Origin of the sequence: Acinetobacter sp. UBA6526 (assembly GCF_002434875.1) — a bacterium.
GTDB lineage: Bacteria > Pseudomonadota > Gammaproteobacteria > Pseudomonadales > Moraxellaceae > Acinetobacter > Acinetobacter venetianus.
On sequence record NZ_DJLC01000103.1, the window covers coordinates 3695 to 4974 of the forward strand.

Annotated in this window: 1 protein-coding gene; it reads right to left on the reverse strand. The window is 35.9% G+C overall.

The window, feature by feature from the left end:
• Positions 1–57: 57 nt before the first annotated feature.
• Positions 58–963, reverse strand: a complete 906-nt coding sequence (gene ttcA / locus B4237_RS06815; RefSeq protein ID WP_004878305.1) for a tRNA 2-thiocytidine(32) synthetase TtcA — start codon at positions 961–963, stop codon at positions 58–60.
• Positions 964–1280: the final 317 nt, after the last annotated feature.

Here is a 1280-nt window from a genome sequence, read left to right on the forward strand (position 1 = left end):
TAAAAAAATTATAAAAAAAAGACACTTAATAAAGTGCCTTTTAAAAAATTTTACATTTTACTCAGCTGCAAAACTCAGATTTACCACATCAAGACGGTTTTTCATCTCTTCTGGATCTTTCATATCAAACTCACGTTGACCGTCCAATGCCTCAAAATCGAATAAATCACGATCCGCTAATTGTGACGGTGAAACGTTCTGTAAAGCGCCGAAGATACTGTGTAAACGTTTTGGATGCTGCTTATCCCATTCACGTAACATATCATTGATAATCGCACGCTGTAAGTTCTCTTGAGAACCACATAAGTTACACGGAATGATTGGGAACTGACGTAATTCAGCATATTTAATGATGTCCTTTTCTTCTACATACGCTAAAGGACGAATCAAAATATTCTTTTTATCCGATGAAAGAAGTTTTGGCGGCATAGCTTTTAAACTTCCTCCATGGAATAGGTTCAAGAAGAAAGTCGCCATAATGTCGTCACGGTGATGACCTAATGCAACTTTAGTTGCACCAATTTCTTGAGCAAAGCCATAAAGCGAACCACGGCGTAAACGCGAGCACACAGCACAATATGTTTTGCCTTCAGGTGTTAAACGTTTAGTAATGGTATAGGTATCTTTTTCAAGGATGTAATATGGAATCTTGTTCTCTTCCATATAACGCGGCAAAACGTCCTCAGGAAAACCTGGCTGCTTTTGGTCAAGGTTTACCGCAACAATGTCAAAATTGATTGGTGCAATACGTTTGAACTGCAACAAAATATCGAGCAAGGTATAACTGTCTTTACCGCCAGATACGCAAACCATGACTTTATCGCCATCTTCGATCATGTTGTAATCACGAATTGCATGCCCTACTTGACGACGAAGCTTTTTCAACAAACGATAATACGCTGAACTTGTCGGAAGTTCTGGCTTGAAATTAAATCCTTGGTTGGACTCCACTGGCGCGTACATAGACGTGATTTACTCATAAACAAAATAACCGACAGATTTTATCTCATTCCGAAAAATTGCGCATCTAAAGAATTTTTCAATTTCTTTCAATCGTCATATTTCGATTTCATACTAGATAAATTGTGATCAAAATAAGTACAAATTGTCTGGATTGCTTATATTTCAAACTTTTCCACAGTTTTCCACAAAAGCTGTGGATAAAATTGTGGATTTCTTAGCTATTGACAAAGTGCTTTTATCTTAAAATAAGGCTTCGCATTAAATTGATCATTTTTTAACCAATGTTTTTATTAAAATAAAATCAATAACTTATATAA

Coding starts and splice junctions, on each gene's coding strand:
- ttcA (WP_004878305.1), bottom strand. CDS start 963: ATGTACGCGCCAGTGGAGTCCAACCAAGGATTTAATTTCAAGCCAGAA.